The following is a 19,570-nucleotide window of genomic DNA, read 5'->3' as shown; positions in this document are numbered from 1 at the left end:
TACGCGGCGCGCGGGGCCCTACAGATCGCGATAGGTCGTGCGCGCGTAGTCGTGGTACGGCGCCGGCGCGACGGTGGCCCCGATGCGCGTCTGGACGTGCGGCTCGACGTTGCTCTTGCGCGAGTTCGGCTCCTCGCCCCACACGACCTCGACGCGCGCGCCGTCCGGCACATCCACATCGACCGACGCGAGCGACAGGTAGAGCTGGTCGTACGCCACGTACCCCGCGTCCGTCGAGACGCCGACGCGGCGGCCGTCCTGCCGCACCTCGTCGAACTGGTAGAAGCCGTAGCGCGCCTTCGGGAACTCGAGGTACTTGGCCGGCGTGCCGGGAGTCAGCTGCGACTCGACGATCTTCGCGACGTCCGCCGCGTCCCAGATCAGCGTGACCTTGCGGCGCGCGGGCGCCTGTGCGATCCGCTCCAGCGCCTCGCGGCCGATGAAGTCGTGGTCGAACTTCACCGAGCGACCGAGCCCCAGGTCGTACGGAGTCAGGAGGAAGTCCTCGACCGGTCCGGAGAGCGATCCGCCGATCGATCCCGCGCGGGCCAGGGGCAGCCACTCGCGGTACTCGGCGAACAGCGGGTCGTCGCCGAAGATCGCGGGGAACGGCGTGGGCACCCATCCGGACTCGAGCGGCGTGACCGAGTACGCCTTGGCACCGATCCGCACGATGTCGAACTCGGCACCCGCGTCGAGCAGCGCCTGGCGCACGGTCTCGCCCTCGGCGTACGGGCCGAAGAACTCGAAGCCGGGCTGGCCGGCCATGCCGTGCCGCAGGCCCTGGACGGTCGTGCCGGCGAACGCGAAGTCGTGGATGTGGAAGAACTTCACGTCGGGCACGGGCCCGCCGAGCAGCTTCTCGAGCACGTCGTGCGCGCGGGGCCCCTGCAGCTCGTAGCGGTAGAAGGTCGGATCGCCCTCGCGCATGTTCGAGTTGCCCTCAAGGCGGTGCTGCACGTCCTTTCCCGCCCGCTCGGCGTGGAAGCGCACCCAGTCGATCAGCACGTGGTGGCCGATCAGCACGACGCTCTCGCCCTGCGCGGTCGCGTGATTCAGGTTGAACAGGATGCCGTCGCCGATCACCTTCCCCTCGTGGTTCACCGAGATGAGCTGCTTGGCGACGCCGGGACGGAAGTTCGCGAACGTGTTCACCGCGATGGGGCTGAGCACCTCGGCGATGTCGGCGCCCGTGAGGAACAGCTGGGTCATGTGGTGCGACTGATCCATCAGCGCGACCGTCTCGTTCCACGACCGCGACTCGGAGCGCCAGTTCGTGAACTCCGGATGCACGGGGAAGGTGAACGCCGGGTAGTCGACGTCGCGCAGCAGGTTCACGGGGTCTCCCACACGGGCGAGCGCCTGGGCGAGGGTCTCTGACATCTCGATCTCCTTCGATCGGGGGCGGGTGCGGGAAGCCTAGAAACGATGCGCGACGGCCGGATAGATTGCTTTCCGTTGAAAGGAAGGACGGATGTCCCGCGCGTCGAACGGCACGTCGGCGCTCACGCGCGTCCTGGCGGTGCTCGACGCGTTCGGAGCCGATCAGCCCTTCCTGACGCTCACGCAGATCCACCGCCGCTCCGGCATCCCCGTCTCCTCCGTGCATCGCATCGTCGCCGAGCTCGTCGACCACGGCCTGCTCGAGCCGGCCGCCGGCCGGACCTACCGACTCGGCAACCGGCTGTGGGAGATCGGCAGCAAGACGCCCGGCGCACTCGGCCTGCGCGAGATCGCCGAGCCCTACCTCCGGCGGCTGCACGACGTCATCGGCCAGCACGTGCAGCTGAGTGTGCGCATCGACACCGACGTGCTCATCCTCGAGCGGATCTCGGCCCCGGACGCCGTGATCAACGGATCCATCGTCGGCGGCCGCATCCCCATCCAGCACTCCTCGAGCGGGCTGGTCTTCCTCGCGTTCGGCGAGCCGGGCCTTCTCGACGCCGTGATAGCGCAGGGGATCCGGCCCCTGACCACCGCGGGCCCGGCGACGGCCGACGCCCTGCGTGCCGCGGTCGATGCCACCCTCGCGCGTGGCTACGCGGTCACGGACGGCTGGATCCATCCCGCCTCACGCGGCCTGGCGGTGCCGGTGCGCGGGTCGGAGGACGTGGTCGTCGGCGCGCTCGGGGCGGTGATCCCCAACGACGGCAGGCCTGCGCACCGCACGGCGGAGCTGCTGCGGGAGACGGCGCACCGGATCGGCGACGCCCTCCTGCGGGCGTACCTGCCGGCGAGCCACCCGCGCGCGCTGCCGGGCGGCAACCTCCGCGCGCTCGTCTCGTCCTCCCCCGACTCGATGCGCTTCCTCGAACGGCGCACTCGGTAGGCGCCCGCCCGAGACACCCGCGGTCTATCCCCGCGTCGCGCGGTGCCGCTACCGTGGCGGCCATGTGGAATCAGCAGATCGATCCCCTCGGCGCGATCGCGCTGTCCGCGCTGACGGCCGCCGTGCCGATCCTGGTCTTCCTGTTGTGCCTCGTCGTCTTCAAGATGAAGGGCGTCACGGCCGGGATCATCGCGACCGTGCTGCAGATCGCGATCGCCGCGTGGCCGTTCGGGATGCCGCTCGGGTCGATCGCCGGCGCCTCGCTGTCGGGCATCCTCACCTCGCTGTGGCCGATCGCCTACATCATCGTGATGGCCGTCTGGCTGTACCGGCTCACCGTCGCGAGCGGACGGTTCGATGTGATCCGGGCCAGCATCGCGGGCGTCTCGCCCGACCAGCGCGTGCAGGTGCTGCTGATCAGCTTCGCGTTCGGCGCCTTCCTCGAGGGCGCCGCCGGCTTCGGCGTCCCCATCGCGATCTGCGCCGCCCTGCTTGTGCAGCTGGGCTTCGGCCCGGTGAAGGCGGCGATGCTGTCGCTCGTCGCGAACGTCGCCGCCGGCGCATACGGGGCCATCGGCATCCCCGTGATCGTCGGCGCACAGGTCGGCGGCGTCGAGCTCGCCGACCTGTCGCTGCAGATGGTGATCGTGCTGCAGCTGCTGGCGCTCGTGACCCCCTTCCTACTGGTGCTGATCCTCGACGGCTGGCGCGGCATCCGCGAGACCCTGCCGATGACGGCCGCGGTCAGCGTCGCCTTCAGCGCGAGCCAGGCGGCGGTGCTGATCTTCCTCGGCCCGGACCTCGCCGACGTCGTCCCGGGTCTGCTCACGATGGTCGTGGTGTTCGCCGTCGGACGCGCCTGGACGCCGCGGCGGATCTACCGCGAGGACGGGGCCCCCGAGCCTGGCGGCGCGTCGCAGAGCTTCGGCGACGTGGTCGTCGCGTGGAGCCCGTTCTACATCCTGACCGCGGTGGTGTGCGTGTGGAGCCTGCCGTGGTTCAAGTCGCTCTTCGCGGTCGACGGTCCGCTGTCGGGGCTCGTCGCGCGGGTGCCGATCCCCGGGGTGACCGGCGTGATCGTGCCCTTCGGCAAGGACGAGCCCGTGGCGACCGTCTGGGAGTGGACGCCCGTCAACGCCACGGGCACGGCCATCCTGATCGCCGTCATCATCACGTTCTTCACCACGCCGCAGCTGCGGTCGGGCGACCTCTGGCGCGAGCTGCGCGAGACGCTGCGCGCGCTCTGGCAGCCGATCGTGCTGATCACCCTGGTGCTGATCGTCGCGAACGTCGCGAACCACTCGGGCGGCTCGACGAGCATCGGCACGGCGATCGCGGGGCTGGGGGCGGTGTTCCCGCTGCTCGCGCCGGTGATCGGCTGGTTCGGCGTCTTCATCACCGGATCGGTCGTGAACAACAACACCCTGTTCGCCGGCCTGCAGACCGTCACGGCCAACCAGATCGGGGTCGACCCGACGCTGCTCGTCGCGGCGAACACCTCAGGTGGCGCGGTCGCGAAGCTCGTGTCGCCCCAGTCGATCGCGATCGCCGCCGGCGCCGTCGGGCTGACCGGCCGGGAGGGCGAGATCCTGCGGGCGGTGATCGGCTGGAGCCTGGCGATGCTCGGCGTCGTGTGCGTGTGGGTGATGCTGCTGTCGCTCGTGATGCCCTACCCGGGTTGACACGCTCGTCCCTCCGAACGGCCGACTGCCCAACGGGCATCCGTGCCCCTAGTCTGAGCGCCATGAGCCAGCCCACCGCAGGGATGCCGCTTCGCGACCACCGGATCCATCGCTACGTCAACGCGTTCTGCCCGCGCTGCCACGAGGAGGATCCGGATCGCCCGCTCGCCGAGGTGCGGCGGCTGTCCGGCTGGCTCGCCGACCGCGACGGCACCATCTGGCTCGAGCGCGGCTGCCCCGAGCACGGCCTCGTGCGCACGATGTACGACGAGTCGGCCGAGATCCTGCGGTACCTCGAGGAGTGGACCGCGCCGACGAAGATGCACACGCCGGACGTGATCGGCAACTTCAAGCCGGTGCCGTCGGCGTACGACGACGGCCTGCCCGCGATGCAGACGCAGCACACCTGCATCCTGCTCGAGGACATCACCGACCACTGCAACCTGCGCTGCCCCACGTGCTTCGCCGAGTCGAGCCCCGCGGCGAGCGCGGTCGCTCCCCTGGCCGAGGTGCTGGCATCGGTCGACGCCCGCCTCGCGCGCGAGAACAACCGCATCGACGTGCTGATGCTCTCGGGCGGCGAGCCGACGCTGTACCCGTGGCTCGAGCAGCTGCTGGAGCACCTCGTCGCCCGGCCGGTGGTGCGCATCCTGATCAACTCGAACGGACTGCGGATCGCGCAGGACGACGCCTTCGTCGAGGTGCTGAGGAAGCACCGGCAGCGCGTGGAGATCTACCTGCAGTACGACGGCGAGTCGAAGGAGGCGTCGGCATATCACCGGGGAGCCGACATCCGGCGCTTCAAGGAGCGGGCGCTGGAGCGGCTGTCGGCCGCTGGGGTCTTCACGACGCTCACCATGACCGCGGCGCTCGGCGTGAACGACCACGAGATCGGGGATGTGATCCGCCGCGCGATGGACACGCCGTTCGTCGGCGGCGTGACGATCCAGCCGGTGTTCGGATCCGGGCGGTCGGCCGGCATCGATCCGGACGACCGGCTGACGCACACGGGTGTGCTGGCGAGGCTCGGGCCGCAGACCGGCGACACCGTCACGTGGCGCGACCTCACCGCGCTCCCGTGCAGCCATCCGCACTGCTGCTCGGTCGGCTACCTGCTGAAGGACGACGCGGGCGAGTGGAAGTCGCTCGTCGGGCTGATCGGGCACGACCGGCTCAAGGAGTTCCTCGAGCTCGAGCCGGATCTGATCGCCAACCGGATCGCCGACTCGGGCGTGAACAAGAAGATCCGCGAGGTGGTGAAGACCTCGCTGCTCGATCTGCTCAGCGAGCAGTCGTCGCTGTCGCATCCGTCGATGGTCGACATCTGGCGCGACATCTGCGCCAGCTGCGACCTCGGCATCGGCACGCTCGCGACCCTCGCCGCGTCGCAGCTTCCCGGCCAGCATCAACGGCTTCGTCGGATGATGGGCGAGCGCGTGAAGCGGATCACCATCAAGCCGTTCATGGACATCAACACGATGATCGAGGAGCGTCTCACCCAGTGCTGCGTGCACGTCGCCACCGTCAACGAGACCACCGACGCCCACCAGTGCGCCCCGTTCTGCGCGGTGCAGGCGTGGGCGCCGCTCGGCCGCACGCGCCTGTCGACGGCGACCGGATCACGCGAGCGCTCCGCGCGGATGAGCGACGTCCGCGAGACGGGCGGGCGCGTGCAGCTTCCGGTGGTGGCGTCATGACCGCGTACGAGGGGCTCAATCGCTACGACGCGAGCGTCGGCGATCCCGTGCCCGCGTTCGATCCGCTGAAGCTCTGCGTCTTCACGACCGTCGCGCTCATCACCTGCGTGTTCGGCCCCGTCGCGCTGCTCGTGTTCAGCGGCGTCGCGATCGCCGGCTACGCGCGGGCGCGGCGCGCGGGGCTGCTGCGATCGAAGTGCCGCCTCGGCGACACCCGCGTTGTGCTGCTGTACCTGTCGGTGATCGCCGCGCTCTCGGCTGCGGCGATCCCGTTCTGGGTGCTGCTGTGGATCAGGGTCTTCGGCGGCTGACATGTTCCCGACGCTGCAGGACCTCGTGCGCTGGCTTCCGCCCATCGACACGCACTCGTTCTTCGTCGCGCTCGGGATGCTCGCGGCGGGAATCGTGTTCCTCGTCGAGAAGCGCCGCCGCGGGGTGACCGACCACCGCATCTGGTATCTCGTGCTCGGCTCGCTCGCGGGGGCGTCCATCCTGGCGCGGCTCGGCACGTGGGCGCAGCACCTCGATCCGACGAAGAACCTCAGCCTCATGGAGCAGCTCTCCTACGGCAACGCGTCGATGCTGTCGGCGCTCGTGGGCGCGTGGCTCGGCGTGCACGTCGCCAAGCGCGTCGTGCGATACCCGTACCGCACCGGCGACCTGTTCGCGCCCGCGGTTGCGCTCGCGATGGCGATCGGCCGGATCGGCTGCCTCCTCACCGAGAAGCCGGGAACGCCGACCGGATCCGGATGGGGCATCGTGCTCGACGCCGACGCCGCCGCGTACACCGGATCCGCCGCCGGGGTGCCGCTGCATCCGAGCTTCGTGTACGAGATCGCCTTCCACCTGGTCGCCTTCGCGCTGCTGTGGTTCTGGCTGCGTCACCGGCAGATCGCGCCCGGCGAGACGCTCACGCTCTACATCGCCGCGTACGGGGTGTTCCGCTTCCTCGTCGAGTTCGTGCGCGGCAACGAGATCGCCTGGATGGGGCTGACGCGCCCGCAGCTGTTCCTGCTGGCGACCCTCCCCCTCCTGTTCGCGCGGATCGTCTGGATGATCCGCACCGACCGCTTCCGCGCCGCCGCACCCGCGCCGGCGCTTCCGTCGCAGCAAGAGAGGACGGCTTCCCGTGAACAGCACGCCTGAGCAGCCGGGCCAGGAGCCCGATCCCGCACGCCCGGTGCCGCCACCGGGCGGTGGGATGCCGCCGCAGCCGGGGGCGGCGCCCGGCCCGGGACCGCAGGCGCCAGGGGCGCCCGGGCCGGGGGCCGGACCGCAGCCGGGGCAGCAGGTGCCTGGGGCGCCGGGGCCGGGGCAGCATGGGCCGGGGTACCCGCCCGGGTACGGGCCGCCCGCGGCACCGGGGCAGTACCCGGGGCAGCCGCCGCACCCCGGCTACGGGCCGCCACCCGGGTACGGACCGCCGCCCGGGTACGGACCGCCGCCCGGGTACGGACCACCGCCCGGATATGGCGCACCGCCGGTCGGCCCGCCGCGGCAGCTCGGCGGGCTGCGGTTCGGCGCCTGGGTCTGGATCGGTCTCGCCATCGGACTCGTCGTCATCCTGGGCGCCGGGTTCCTCTGGTTCAGCGGTGGGTTCGGAGGCTTCCCCTTCGGCGGCGGGCTCTTCTGGCTGCTTGTGCTGCTCGCGGGCATCGGCCTGCTGTTCTGGCCGCCGGCGCGCGCGCTCGGCACGGGCCTGCTGATCAGCGCGGCCGCGGCGCCGCTGGTGCTGCTGGGCGTGTGCGTGGTGATGATCGCCACGTACAGCAGCGGCTTCTGACGTCAGCCACGCAGCAGCGCCCGCAGCGTCTCGATCGTGTCGGCCTCCGACGCGTCCTTGTCGGGGCGATACGCCTTGACCCTGGCGAAGCGCAGCGCCACGCCGCCCGGGTAGCGCGACGAACGCTGCACGCCGTCGATCGCGATCTCGACGACCGTCTCGGGCCGCACGTGCACGGCGTACGCGGAGCGGTGGGTCTCGATCGTGGGGAAGTGCTCGGTCTGCCAGCGCAGCGTCGCGTCGGTGAGGCCCTTGAAGGTCTTCCCCACCATGACGAAGCCGCCCGGGTCTCCGAAGGCGCCATCCGGATCCCTCGCGCCGAGATGCAGGTTCGACAGCATCCCGGTGCGTCGCCCCGATCCCCATTCGACCGCGAGCACCACCAGGTCGAAGGTCAGGACGGGCTTCACCTTCAGCCAGCTCTTGCCGCGCCGGCCGGCCGCGTAGGGAGAGCTGATGTCCTTGACCATCACGCCCTCGTGCCCCGCGGCGAGCGCCTCGCGCGAGAACTGCTCGGCGCGCTCCGCGTCGGCCGTGACGATGCCGGGCATACGCAGCGGCCCCACGACGCGCTCGAGGATCTCCAGGCGGGCGCTCAGGGGCTCGTCGATCAGGTCGCGGCCGTCGACGTGAAGGATGTCGAAGAACCACGGGCGCAGGACGATCGCGGCGGCGGTCTCGGAGCCGAAGCGCGCCATCGTGTCCTGGAACGCGCGCGGGCCGCCGTCCTCGTCGAGCGAGAGCGTCTCGCCATCCAGGATCACGCGCTCGACCGGCAGCGCGCGCACCGCCGCGGCGAGCTCGGGCACGCGGTGCGTGACCTCGGCGAGGCTGCGCGTGTAGACGTGGACGTCGTCGCCCTCCGGCCGCGCGCGGTCGAAGTGCACCTGGATGCGCGCGCCGTCGAGCTTGTACTCGACCGACGCCTCGCGCCCGAGCGTGGCAAGCGCCTCGGCGGCCGAGCCCGCGGTCGAGGCGAGCATCGGCATCACCGGGCGCCCCACGCGCAGGCCGACCGACTCGAGGTCGTCGAGCGAGCCGCCGAGCGCGATCCGCGCCGTCTCCCCGAGGTCGCCCGACAGCATCGCCGCCCGACGCACGGCCGCGATCGGCCGGTCGGATGCCTTCGCGATCGCGTCGAGCAGCACTCCCTCGAGCGCGCCGGTGCGCAGTTCGCCGAGGATCACGCGCGAGACGAAGTCCCACTCCTCGGCCGTGGCGCGCTGTGCGAGCGCGATGAGCGCCTGCCGCCGGGCATCCACGGATCCGGCTCCCGCCGTCGCGGCGATCCGGTCGAGCGCGGCGTCGACGTCGAGCACCGTGAGGCTCGGCGCATCCGTGTGCGCGACGGCGAGGCCCGTCAGGCCGCGCCAGCCGACGCCGATGCGCCCCTGTCGCGGGCTCGCCGTGAGGAATCCGATGGCCGGCCCGATCTCGGCGCCGTCGAGCGCGCGCAGAGCCTCGGCGAGCGCGGCGACCTTCTTCAGCCGCGAGGAGGTCGCCGCGACCTCCCGGGTCGCCGCGACGAGTTCGTGCAGCAGCATGCCGTCATTGTCCACCCGCCCGCCGACATCCGCGGGCCTGCGTCGCATCCGGAGTTCCGGTGCCGACCGGACCTTCTGCCACGCGTCGACGGCCGGAAGGCACCGATCCATGCCCGCCCGCCCGCACCGCCCCGCGCATCCCGGTGCCGACCGGCCCTTCCGCCGCCCCAAAGCGGCGGATGCGCACCGATCCCGCACGCGCCGCAACGAGCCTGTTCGCGCTACTCGATCGGCTCGATCCCCGAGAGGCGGATCTCCTCCACGTCGAGGCGAGCCTGGATGCGCCGCGCGACCGCATCGTCGATCGACCCGTCGCGCGTGAGCCGCACGAGCACCTCGCGCTTGCGTCCGAGCACGGCAAGGCGAAGGCGGGTGTACTCCTCGTTGCGTGCGAGCGGCGATCCGGTGTCGGTCGCGACGATCACCGATCCGCCCTCCCTCGCCGCCTCGGCACCTTCGTCGTCGGGCACGCCGATCATCGCGTCGAGGGCTTCGATCTCGTGGTCGACGTGCTCCTGCACGCGGGCGTTGGCGAGTTCGAGATGCTCGTAGTAGTCGCGCTTGAGTCGCTCGCGCACCTCCTCGCTGATCCCCTCACCCGCCGCGAGCTCCTCGACGTGCACGAGCGCGGCACCGGTGATCGAGCGTTCCGCCAAGCGCATCTCGTCGTCGGCGCTCGTGTCGACGGGCAGGCGCGCCCACCGCACCACCGCGGGGAGCAGCGGCCCCTGCACGAGCAGCGTCAGCAGGATGACGCCTGCCGTCACGAAGATCACCTCGTCGCGGGCCGGGATGTCCGCCCCGTCCGTCGCGAGCGGGATCGACAGGGCGATCGCAAGCGACACCGCACCGCGGAAGCCCGCCACCGTGCTCACCACCCGTGCGCGATGCGACATCCGCCGCCCGCGTTGAGAGGGCCGTCGGTCGAGCATCCGGATCAGCATGACGGTCGACGTCTGGAACGTGAAGCGCACGATCAGCAGCACAACCCATACCGCCACGGTCACGAGGGTCAGCCATCCGACGTCCGCGAGGTCGATCGTGCGGACCACCGCCTGCACCTCGAGCCCGATCAGCACGAACAGCGCGCCGTTGAGCAGGTAGGAGCCGAGCGGCCACACGGCCTCGGTCTGGCGGCGCGACGCCGCGGTCGTGACCCGCGGGGAGAGGTAGGTGAGGATCAACCCCGCCACCACCACCGCCAGAACGCCCGACGCGTGGATCAGCTCGGCGACGAGGAACGCGGTGAACGGCGTGAGCAGCAGGGCGATGTTGAGCGTCAGCGCGGTGGTGAGGCGACGCATCAGCAGGTAGGCGAGCCCGCCGACAACGATGCCGGCCAGGATGCCACCGCCGTACGAGAGCAGCACCATCCCCGTGATGCTCCACGGCGTGTAGTCGCCGCCGATCGCGAGGCCGACCGCGATCGCGTAGATGACGAGCGCGGTGCCGTCGTTCGTGAGGCTTTCGGCCTTGAGGATCATGAAGTTGCGACGAGGCAGGCTGCGGCCGAGGGCTGCGACGGCCGTCGCATCGGGCGGCGCGACGGCCGCTCCGAGGATCAGTGCCGCCTCCCACGGCACGCCCAGCGCATGGGCGATGCCGGCGACCGCGAAGGCGCTCGCCACCACGAGGAGCGTGCTCATCAGGACGATGCCGCGGAAGTCGCGCTTGATCGACCGCAAGGACGTCGTGAGGCTCTCCCAGAACAAGATCACCGGCAGGAACAGCAGCAGCACGGTCTCGGGCGGCAGCTCGACGCCCCTCAGCTGCGGTACGAACCCGAGTAGCAGGCCGAGGATCACCAGCAGGAGCGGCGTCGCGATCCGCAGCCGCGGGGCGAGAAGCGCCCCGACCAGCACGGCCGCGCCCAGCAGCACGGTGATCTCGAGTCCGCCCATGTCGCCCCTCCGGCTCCGTCCGCCGGGGTCGCCGACCCCGCACAGATATTCTCCGGCGCGCGGGAGCCCCGAGGGGCGGAGATGACGGATCCGGATCGCGCGCTTCCGCGCCGCGAACGTCCTGAATCACCCCACGGCGAGGATCGCGTCGGACAGCCATCCGCCGAGGTCTCGGAAGCTGAGCTGCTCCCCGTCGCTCCGCTCCCGGCGAGCGCTGGCGAGAAGAGCCGCATCCGGATGGGGCTGATCGTTGATGATCGAGACCAGCTCGAGGTAGCGCCCCTCGGTCGCGTTGTACTCGGCGTCCTGGAGCGCCTCGAGGGTGACGCTGTCGAGATCCCGGTAGCGGGCCGCGAGCCGTCCGCGGAGGTCGTCGTCGGCCGCGACTCCGAACGCCTCAGCGAGCGACTCGACCATCCGCGCGGCGAGGGAGACCACCCGGGCATCGTCCGCGGCGAACCCCGCCTGGTGAGCGGCCATCAGCTTCGGCATCACGTCGGCGCCGGTCGAGTGGAAGAACTCCTGCACGTGAGGGGTGGAGATCTCCGAACCGGGGAACTCCGCGTATGTCGCGTGGAGGTAGGACCGGGTCGCCGCACGGAAGCGGTCATCCTGCAGCAGCTCCGCCAGGCTGATCCAGGCATCGAGCTGTTCCGGGGCGGGGTCGGGCGGCAGCACCGGACGCACATCGTGGATCCGCCTGATCGCGTCCTCGGGGAGGCCGGCGGTGACCTCGGCGAGGAAGTCGTCGACGAGCCGCTGACGCTCGGCGTCGGACATCGTCACCAGCTTGCGCAGGAGCCTCGCGCGTTCGGCCGTCCCCTCCTGCCGCACGAGCGCGCGGAGCACCGCCCGCTTCGCCTGCATGTCCGTCGCCTGCCTCTCGATGACATCGAGGTGCTCGGCGAGGACGTCGCGCAGCGAGGTCGTGCCGAGGAGGACGCGGCGCACCTGATCCAGCCCGGTCTCGAGGTCGCGCAGCGTTCGGACGAACTCGAGGCGGGCGATGGCGTCCACGTCGTAGAGGCGATGGCCGCCATCCGTCGCGCTTGTCGGTTCCACGAGGCCTTCATCGGCGTAGTAGCGGATGGCGCTGACGCTGAGCCCGGTGCGATGCGCGACCTCGCCGATGGAGTAGAGAGTCTCATCTGTGTTGTTCATGCTCCCCACCCTGCGACCTCAAGCGGCTTGAGATGCAAGGAGCAGTCTCATCCTTTTTCTGGTGCTTCGGTGTCCGCGGCCCGTGCACATCCGGTGCGGATGGGCCCTTCCGCGGGCGCAAGAGGGCCGCTCGGCCCCGGAACGCCCGAGGGCAGGTTCGCGCGCAGTCGCACCCGGGTGCGGATCGGCCCTTTCGCGGGCGCGTGAGGGCCACTCGGCACCCGAACGCGAGGGAGCCGGGCCGTCGGGGAACAGTCCCGCGGAAACGACGAAACCCCCTCGCGAGAGGGGGTTTCGGATGGCGGTGACGGTGGGATTTGAACCCTTGCCGGGGGCCTTCCCTCACCTACGTTGGGGTTGGTTCGCCTTGACTTTCCGCGGTTCGCGGATGTTTGACGCGAGGCTCGGAGGGGTTCAACGTCGCTCAGATCTTCTCAAAATCTGCTCACGCTCCGCAGTACACTCGCAAGCCACCAAGTTGGTGACGTAACGCTTAGCACGCAGGGGTCGGGTCTGCCGCACCCATAGGTGACGGGTTGTAGTCACGCCGCGAGGGCGACGTCGGTGTTCATGATTGCTTCGTACTCGATGGGGGTCAAACCGTGGAGCCGCTTCTGTCGACGGCGTCGGTGATAGGTGCGTTCGATCCAAGTGACGATGGCGATGCGGAGCTGCTCCCGGGTGGCCCAGGTGCGCCGGTTGAGGACGTTCTTCTGCAGCAGACTGAAGAACGATTCCATCGCGGCGTTATCGCCTGCCGCGCCGACTCGTCCCATCGATCCGACCATCCCGTGATGGTGCAGGGCGCGGACCATCTTCCTCGCGCGAAACTGGGACCCTCTGTCCGTGTGGACCACGCAGCCAGCGACATTCCCGCGCCGTGCGACGGCGCTGTTGACGGCGTCGACGGCGAGACGCGCTTTCATCCGGTCGCTGATCGAGTACCCGACGATCCGGTTGCTGAAGACGTCCTTGATGGCGCAGAGGTAGAGCTTGCCTTCACCGGTTTTGTGCTCCGTGATGTCGCTGAGCCAGAGCCGGTTCGGTGCGTCCGCGGTGAACTCCCGGCGCACGAGATCGTCATGCACCGGCGGGCCAGGGCGTCGCCCCTTCCCGCGGCGGCGTTTGCCGAACGCGGACCACCAGCCGTTGTCTCGGCAGATCCGCCATGCGGTCCGCTCGGCCATGACCTCGCCCGCGTCGCGGGCTTCGTCGAGGAGGAACCGGTATCCGAACTCCGGGTCGTCGTGGTGCGCGTCGAACAACGCATTCGCACGGTACGCCGGGCGACGAGTTCCGCATTGGTGATGGGGTTCGCCAGCCACCGGTAGTAGGGCTGGCGAGCGAGCTTAAGCACCCGGCACGTCACCGCGACGGGAACACCGTCAGCGGCGAGCTCGGTCACGAGCGGGTAGAGCCTTTTCCCGGCAGGTTCGCCTGCGACAGATACGCCGCCGCACGCCGCAGCACCTCGACCTCCTGCTCCAGCAGCCGGATCCGCTTCCGCGCCTCCCGCAGCTCGGCGCCTTCGGACCGCGTCACGCCCGGCTTCGAGCCCTCCTCCACCGCGGCACGCCGCAGCCACTTCGTGAGCGTCATCGGGTGAACACCGAAGTCCGTCGCGATCTGCTCGATGGTCACCCCGGGCTCACGGCCCCGCGCGACGCGCACGACATCATCCCGGAACTCACTCGGATAAGGCTTAGGCACAATGACATCCTTCCAGGGCGCCCTCCCGGGCAACCCAACTCAAATGTCACCTACTGGTGCGGCAGACCCGTCTTACTCAGGGCGTGACGGGCTTACTCGTCGTCCTCAACGTCCTCATCGAGGGACTCGCCCGTCGTGCTGAACGCCTTGCCCTGCGAGATCGACAGGCCAGGCCGGTAGAGCGGCGGAACCTTCCACGTCCGCCCGCTCGCTTCGAGGAAGCCTAGGGTGATGAGACGTTCGCGTATCTCGTCAGCTTGATCGCCGAACAGCACGCGCAGACTGTCCACGTTGTGCTCGGCCTTGCCGTTCGCGAAGGCCTTGATAGCGGCGGTGCTATCCCCGGCCTCCGCGAGGAGAGTGTCTTCGACGCGGTCCTTGCTGAGTTCGGTCTGCGCGTGCTTCAGTGCGTCCGCGGTGATGAGAGGCCCGGACGCGTCAAGCCGACGGGGGTTCTGCGCCTCCCGCCTCTTCTGTGCCTCCACCGCGCGCGATACGAGGTCGACGAGATTGCGGGGCGACTTCACGCCGTTGCCGTCCCGGATCCTTGTGAGGATCCACTTCCAGGTCGGAGGCTTTCGAGCGCCCGCATCGACCTTCTCCGGGAACACGAAAGCGAACACCTGGTCCGGCGGCGAGTCCTTCGAGAAGCCAGTCGCTTGCTGGAATCCCTCGGACTCGACCAACCGTCGAAACAGCAGGTTGTAGAGGTCGTCGTCCTCCCAGGTGATGGTGATGCGTCGAGCGTTGACGTGAGTCAGATTGACGAACCCACCCTCGACGATTCGCGCGAACAGGTCGCGGCGGACGAAGAGTTTCAGTCGGAGGTGGGATAGGGCACCGAGGTCGAGATATGCGCGGAACAGGCCGCGAAGTGCCGGCTTCTCGACGGAGGGGTGCGCCTGGAAGGCTTCATCGAGCCGGTCGAAAGTGAGCCATACGGTGGCCGACGCCTCGCTGAGGCACTCCTCTAGGAGCTCCAGTGCGTCGTCATGACGGAGGAACTGCACGGGCTCGTCTGCCGGCGGTTGCGGGCTCTCCCACGCGAACTTGCTGGCGAAGATTGGGATTCCCTCTTGCGTGAAGGTGGTCGTGTTCTCGACAGTGCTCGGACGTAGGTAAGCGATCAGCTTCACGAACGCGTTCTGCGGCGTCGCCTCCTTCACGCGTAGACCGCTGCGCTGCAGTATCTCCTCCAGTTCGCCCATGCGCCCCGGTCGGGCCGAGCCGTAGTAGTCGAGCAGCCAGTTACCCGCGAGCGACACCGCGTAGGTCTTCCACACGGCGATGTACTGTGCCTCGGACAGCTCGCCTTTCTCGAGCAGACGCTCGAAGATGGGCGTACCCGCGGGATTGAACGCTGACAGCACCTCGACATCAACCAGGCGAGGATCGTCCGAGTAACGCCCTTTGAGGATCGTGAACAGCGCCGTCTTCCCCGTGCCCTTGTCGCCGGCGATGACGTCGCCGCGGTCCTCGACGAGTTGGGTAAACGTATCCGTCTCGATGAAGTAGCTTGCAAGCGCAGCATCATGCTCGGCCACGGGCGAGCCGAGCCGAAGTGAGTTGAGCAGGCTGCTTGCGTTTGCGGGTTCCATGACGCCCATCATCTCGTAATGCGCGAGGCTGTCACCGCGCCGAAACAGAAAGCGCCGCGTCAGCCGTGCGGCGCAAGTTCGATGGGACGCCACATTCTCCGCAATGAGCTCGGCCGGGCACGACACCGAGCGACTACGGAGGCTGCTCATTTGATCCCCACACCCCGCCAACGATCGACTGCCACCGGCCTGGGTCTGAGTTCCAGTTCATCGTGTGATCCGAACGGAACGTTTCCACCTGGATCGTGTTCGGGCGTAGCTCTCTCAACAGGTTGGGGGCCGCGAGGGGAACCGACGCATCATCAATGCCGTGGAGGATCAAGATCAGAACAGACAGCTCGGGTGCGCGCTTGGGCCAGGCGAAGGAGGCGAGCAAAATCTCCGACGGTAGCCCGACGATTCGAGCGAGCCATCGATTTTGCAACCAAGGACGGGCCAGGATCCCGAACCACGACGGCAACCCTGCCCGAGCGCAGTTGGCGTTGATGGTCGACCGCCAGTCGAGCACCGGCGAGTCGAGGATCAGCCTGTCGATGACACCGTCGAACTCCGCGTCCGCGGCGAGTTGGAGCGCGATGGCCGCGCCCATGGACCATCCGAACAGCACGATGCGACGGGCGCCGTGGGTGAGCGCGTACCGGACGGCAGCGCGAACGTCGTCGGTTTCCGTCGCGCCGAGTGTTGACCGACCAGAGCCCACGTGGGGCCCTTCATCGTCGTTGCGGTACGAGACGACCAGTGAGGTCAGCCCGGCATCCGCGGCTACCAGGACGCCGCGCAACGTGCCGGCGCGCGGGCTTCCCAGCCCATGGATGTGGATCGCCCACTGATCGCTCGGGCCATCGGACGGGTGGATGACCCACGCCGGGGCGGAGCCCGCGGCCGTATCCACGGCAACATCCAAAGCATCCAGCCCGGCGTCGGCGGGATCGCGGTAGTAGATGCCGCTCCACGACGCACGCGCTCCACGACGCAAGCGGGTACCTGGCGTGACCCCGAGCACGACTCGAGTCACGGTCGAAGCATCATCTTCAACGACGGCGCCGAGCCGCACCCATCCCCCGTCCTCGAGCCAGAGGTTGTAGAGGCCGGGCGCCTGAGTCCGCGGGGTACGGTCCAGCACCACCGCATCCTGTTCCCCGTGCCGAGCCACGTCGCGCACTACGAGGTCGTACATGCGTCCGCCGGACGGTGGCTATGTCAACCGGATACGAGACCGTTGTGTCGGTCTGATTCGAGACCACCTCGGGCGCGGCGTTGACCATCATCCGAGTTCATCGAGGTCCCACCGCGGGAGTCAGGCGGCCGGTCGGGTTGCGTCGGGTAGCGCCGACCATGCGGCGTAGCTGCCCTCTAGTTCGGCGATGTCGTAGCCGGCCCGCCGCAGGGCACTCGCGGTGACGCTGTTGCGGACACCGCTCTGGCAGTAAGTCACGATGGTGCCGGTCTCAGGCAGTCCGTCGGTGTGCCACATGACGCGACCGCCGGACATCTGGTCGGCGCCGGGGATGTGGCCGGCGGCGAACTCCGTCCGGTTGCGCACATCCAGCAGAAGCGCGCGATCGATCTGACCGAGCCGATCCGGCGCGACAGTCTTGGGACGCACCAATGAAAGACCCTCGATGGTCGTGATGAAGCCTTGTACGTTGTCGATGCCGACCCGGATGAGGTGGTCGCGGATCCGCTCTGCGGCGGCCCGGGAGTCGGCCAGCAACACGAGGGGCCGGAACTCGGTTTCGGGGTCGTAGACCCACGATCCGTAGGTGGCCGCTTTGGCTTCGCCCGGCACGTTCAGCGAACGCGCGACCGTTCCTTCGTGCACCTGACTGTGATGACGGGTGTCGACGAAGATCACCCGATCCTCTGCCAGGGCGACGAGCAGCTCGGCTGTCGTGTACTCGCTCAGCGTCGGCAACTCTCCGATCACGGCCGGTCCCACACGATTCTGTGTCTTCATCCGCGCGAAGTAGGCGTGGGCATCGGGCTGGTCGCTCAGCAGCGCCTCGACGAAGCCCTGCTCGTCGTCGTTGGCGAGGTACGAACCCCACCAGGAGAAGCGACGCTCGTACCCGACCGTGGAGGCGGCGATCGCTCCCAGCGCCTTTCCGCAGGCGGATCCGGATCCGTGCGCGGGAAGCACCTGCACGTAGTCGGGAAGTGTGAGGAAGTGATCGCGCAGGCTCGCGAACAGTGCGTGGGCGCCTGCGAAGCGGGTGTCTACGCCTCCGGCTGCCTCGTCGAGCAGGTCGGGCCGGCCGACGTCTCCGACGAAGACGAAGTCGCCCGTGAGCATGTAGCCGGGTTCGTTGGTCTGAGCGCCGTCGGTGATGAGGAAGGACAGGTGCTCGGGAGTGTGTCCGGGGGTGTGAACGGCTTCCAGCGTGACGTTCCCCAGCGTGATCTGGTGACCGTGCTTCATGCGAACGGCGGTGTCGAAGCCTGCCCCATACGTCCAGTCCGGGCCGCCCTCGTCGGATACGTACGCGGTCGCGCCGGTGTGCGCAGCGAGCTCGCGCGTGCCGGACAGGTAGTCGGCATGGATGTGCGTCTCGGTCACTGCGACGATGCGCATGCCGTGCTTGCCGGCGAGATCCAGATAAGCGCCGATATCGCGTCGTGGGTCCACCACGACGGCCTCGCCGCTGCGCTGGCAGCCGATCAGGTAGCTGGCCTGTGCGAGGTCTTCGTCGTAGATGCGCTCAAGCAGCATCGCGATCGCTCCTTTCCTCGTGATCCGTGATCAGTTGCATGAGCAGCGCTCGTTCTCGGGGACTCCTGCGAGGGCCTGCTCGATGTGCTGGCCGCAGCCGTCCCACGTGGGCTTGCCGCACGCAGGGCAGATGATTCGTGCGCACATGGCGTTCCTTTCGGGGCTCTTAGTCTGTGTGAGTTGGTTAGGCGGTGCGCTGCGCGAGCTGCCGGTGAACCTCGGCCATGTCGAGTTCACGCGCCTTCTGGATCAGCAGCTCGAGTTGCGGTGTCGGGAGCGCGCCGGGCTGGGAGTACACGAGCACTCCGTCGCGGAACACCATGAGCGTCGGGATCGAGGTGATGCGGTTAGCCGCCGAGAGTTCAGGCTCAGCCTCGGTGTCGACCTGTGCGAACACCACGTCGCGGTGGCGGTTCGAGGCGGACTCGAACACGGGCGCGAAGGCGCGGCACGGGCCGCACCAGGCAGCCCAGAAGTCCACGAGCACGATGCCGGTGGCGGTGACGGTGCTCTCGAACGTCTCAGCAGTCAGGTTCTTTGTAGGCATGCGCGTCCTCCGACCTCAGCGTCCGAACAGGCGTGACCAGAACCCGCCGCGGTTCGCCTGTGCCGCCTCCAGCTCCGCGGCGGTGTGCTGACCACCGCACCAGTCGGAGCTCGCGACGCTGCTCTTCACCGCCGCGACATGCTGGCCGCAGCCGGCCCATGTCGTCTTGCCGCACGTGCGGCACATCACTGCTCGGCACATCTGCGCATCCCTTCGCTATACCCGGGGGAGTATTCGCCGCCGGCAGCCCGACTATACCCCCGGGGGTATGCTGGTTGTCAACTCGGGCTCACGAAAGGACCTCTCATGGCAAGCACACCCACACTCGCGGACGCGGCACCGGAGCACGACCAGGAGGCAAAGCGCAAGGTCGTCAACCGGCTCCGCCGAGCACACGGGCAGCTGGCAGCGGTCATCACCGCCGTCGAACAGGACGCCCACTGCCGCGACGTCGTGCAGCAGCTCGCCGCCGTCTCGAAGGCGCTCGACAGGGCCGGCTTCCTCGTCATCTCAAGCGCCCTCCGCGAGTGCCTCGCCGACCCAGACGCAGAAGATGCCACACGCCCCGAAGAACTCGAGAAACTCTTCCTCTCCCTCGCATAGCCCTAGCTGTAGTTCCCCGACACGTTGTGAACGTGTGAGCTGAGGCGAGGGCCTCCGGGACGATGTGGGTTACCACACTCCCTACGTCACAACGGAGGCCCTCGTGACTCACGCTAACGCTCCCTTGACGCCGGAAGGGCGTCGTCGCCTCGCCTGTGGACGATCTTGCTCGATTCTTGGGTTATAGGCCAAAACGAGTGGATGGATGACTGATCCTGCCGCGTGATTACGCGGTGAAACGGGGTTCGTCATGGTCCGCGACCCTTAGTCGTGGACCTTCCGTCGAACACGACGACCTGTCTGGT

The 19,570-nt window shown here is 69.0% G+C and carries 16 protein-coding genes and 1 pseudogene; 7 read left to right on the top strand and 10 right to left on the bottom strand.

The features are described 5' to 3' along the window. Positions 1-18: 18 nt before the first annotated feature. Entirely contained in the window at positions 19-1,383 is a 1,365-nt protein-coding gene (locus tag IR155_RS08180; RefSeq protein ID WP_135114348.1) for an aminomethyltransferase family protein, read from the bottom strand. A gap of 91 nt (positions 1,384-1,474) precedes the next feature. On the opposite strand from IR155_RS08180, the gene IR155_RS08175 reads away from it, so the two are divergent. The 6 genes from IR155_RS08175 to IR155_RS08150 all read left to right on the top strand — a co-directional run bounded on the left by IR155_RS08175 (position 1,475) and on the right by IR155_RS08150 (position 7,491). Continuing rightward, on the top strand, positions 1,475-2,329 hold the full coding sequence (locus IR155_RS08175; RefSeq protein ID WP_135114347.1) for an IclR family transcriptional regulator: 855 nt from the start codon (positions 1,475-1,477) through the stop codon (positions 2,327-2,329). A 62-nt stretch (positions 2,330-2,391) separates the two neighbouring features. Beyond that, positions 2,392-4,011, top strand: a complete 1,620-nt coding sequence (locus tag IR155_RS08170) for an L-lactate permease (protein WP_135114346.1) — start codon at positions 2,392-2,394, stop codon at positions 4,009-4,011. A 62-nt stretch (positions 4,012-4,073) separates the two neighbouring features. Beyond that, positions 4,074-5,708, top strand: coding sequence for a radical SAM protein (locus tag IR155_RS08165; RefSeq protein WP_228066839.1), 1,635 nt, complete (start codon positions 4,074-4,076; stop codon positions 5,706-5,708). Next, positions 5,705-6,019 carry a hypothetical protein gene (locus tag IR155_RS08160; protein ID WP_135114345.1) on the top strand — a complete coding sequence of 105 codons (315 nt, stop codon included), beginning with the start codon at positions 5,705-5,707 and terminating at the stop codon, positions 6,017-6,019. Before IR155_RS08165 ends, IR155_RS08160 begins: the two co-directional genes overlap by 4 nt. Before the next feature lies 1 nt (position 6,020). Further along, positions 6,021-6,854 carry a prolipoprotein diacylglyceryl transferase gene (locus IR155_RS08155; protein WP_135114344.1) on the top strand — a complete coding sequence of 278 codons (834 nt, stop codon included), beginning with the start codon at positions 6,021-6,023 and terminating at the stop codon, positions 6,852-6,854. Then, the gene (locus tag IR155_RS08150; protein ID WP_194210315.1) at positions 6,838-7,491 is read left to right on the top strand and encodes a hypothetical protein; all 654 of its coding nucleotides are present in this window, start codon (positions 6,838-6,840) and stop codon (positions 7,489-7,491) included. The genes IR155_RS08155 and IR155_RS08150 overlap by 17 nt, the downstream gene beginning before the upstream one ends. A 2-nt stretch (positions 7,492-7,493) precedes the next feature. On the opposite strand, the gene IR155_RS08145 is transcribed toward IR155_RS08150, so the two are convergent. The 9 genes and pseudogenes from IR155_RS08145 to IR155_RS08105 form a co-directional block, all read right to left on the bottom strand. Beyond that, positions 7,494-9,035: an ATP-dependent DNA ligase gene (locus tag IR155_RS08145; RefSeq protein WP_135114343.1), complete on the bottom strand. Its 1,542-nt coding sequence runs from the start codon at positions 9,033-9,035 to the stop codon at positions 7,494-7,496. 221 nt (positions 9,036-9,256) lie between these two features. Next, positions 9,257-10,936: a Na+/H+ antiporter gene (locus IR155_RS08140; protein WP_135114342.1), complete on the bottom strand. Its 1,680-nt coding sequence runs from the start codon at positions 10,934-10,936 to the stop codon at positions 9,257-9,259. 126 nt (positions 10,937-11,062) lie between these two features. After that, entirely contained in the window at positions 11,063-12,097 is a 1,035-nt protein-coding gene (locus IR155_RS08135) for a helix-turn-helix domain-containing protein (RefSeq protein WP_135114341.1), read from the bottom strand. A 542-nt stretch (positions 12,098-12,639) separates the two neighbouring features. After that, positions 12,640-13,807 (bottom strand): annotated as a pseudogene (locus tag IR155_RS08130) (IS3 family transposase). Between the two features lie 92 nt (positions 13,808-13,899). Further along, positions 13,900-15,555, bottom strand: a complete 1,656-nt coding sequence (locus IR155_RS08125) for a P-loop ATPase, Sll1717 family (protein ID WP_135114340.1) — start codon at positions 15,553-15,555, stop codon at positions 13,900-13,902. Next, complete coding sequence (locus IR155_RS08120) at positions 15,539-16,567, bottom strand: alpha/beta hydrolase family protein (RefSeq protein ID WP_322783514.1); 1,029 nt, start codon at positions 16,565-16,567, stop codon at positions 15,539-15,541. Before IR155_RS08120 ends, IR155_RS08125 begins: the two co-directional genes overlap by 17 nt. A gap of 135 nt (positions 16,568-16,702) precedes the next feature. Continuing rightward, the gene (locus tag IR155_RS08115) at positions 16,703-18,115 is read right to left on the bottom strand and encodes an MBL fold metallo-hydrolase (protein WP_055988452.1); all 1,413 of its coding nucleotides are present in this window, start codon (positions 18,113-18,115) and stop codon (positions 16,703-16,705) included. Between the two features lie 184 nt (positions 18,116-18,299). Then, on the bottom strand, positions 18,300-18,662 hold the full coding sequence (trxA, locus tag IR155_RS08110; RefSeq protein ID WP_135114338.1) for a thioredoxin: 363 nt from the start codon (positions 18,660-18,662) through the stop codon (positions 18,300-18,302). 15 nt (positions 18,663-18,677) lie between these two features. Further along, positions 18,678-18,863 carry a hypothetical protein gene (locus tag IR155_RS08105; RefSeq protein ID WP_055988449.1) on the bottom strand — a complete coding sequence of 62 codons (186 nt, stop codon included), beginning with the start codon at positions 18,861-18,863 and terminating at the stop codon, positions 18,678-18,680. A gap of 105 nt (positions 18,864-18,968) precedes the next feature. Between IR155_RS08105 and IR155_RS08100 the strand changes: the two genes are divergently transcribed. Continuing rightward, positions 18,969-19,265 (top strand): metal-sensitive transcriptional regulator, encoded by a 297-nt coding sequence (locus IR155_RS08100; RefSeq protein ID WP_055988447.1) that lies wholly within the window; start codon positions 18,969-18,971, stop codon positions 19,263-19,265. The last annotated feature ends 305 nt before the right edge of the window (positions 19,266-19,570 follow it).

Source organism: Microbacterium paludicola, assembly GCF_015235415.1.
GTDB classification, from domain to species: domain Bacteria; phylum Actinomycetota; class Actinomycetes; order Actinomycetales; family Microbacteriaceae; genus Microbacterium; species Microbacterium paludicola.
The sequence above is the reverse complement of the archived record's forward strand: the minus strand, read 5'-3'. Positions and strand labels throughout refer to the sequence as shown.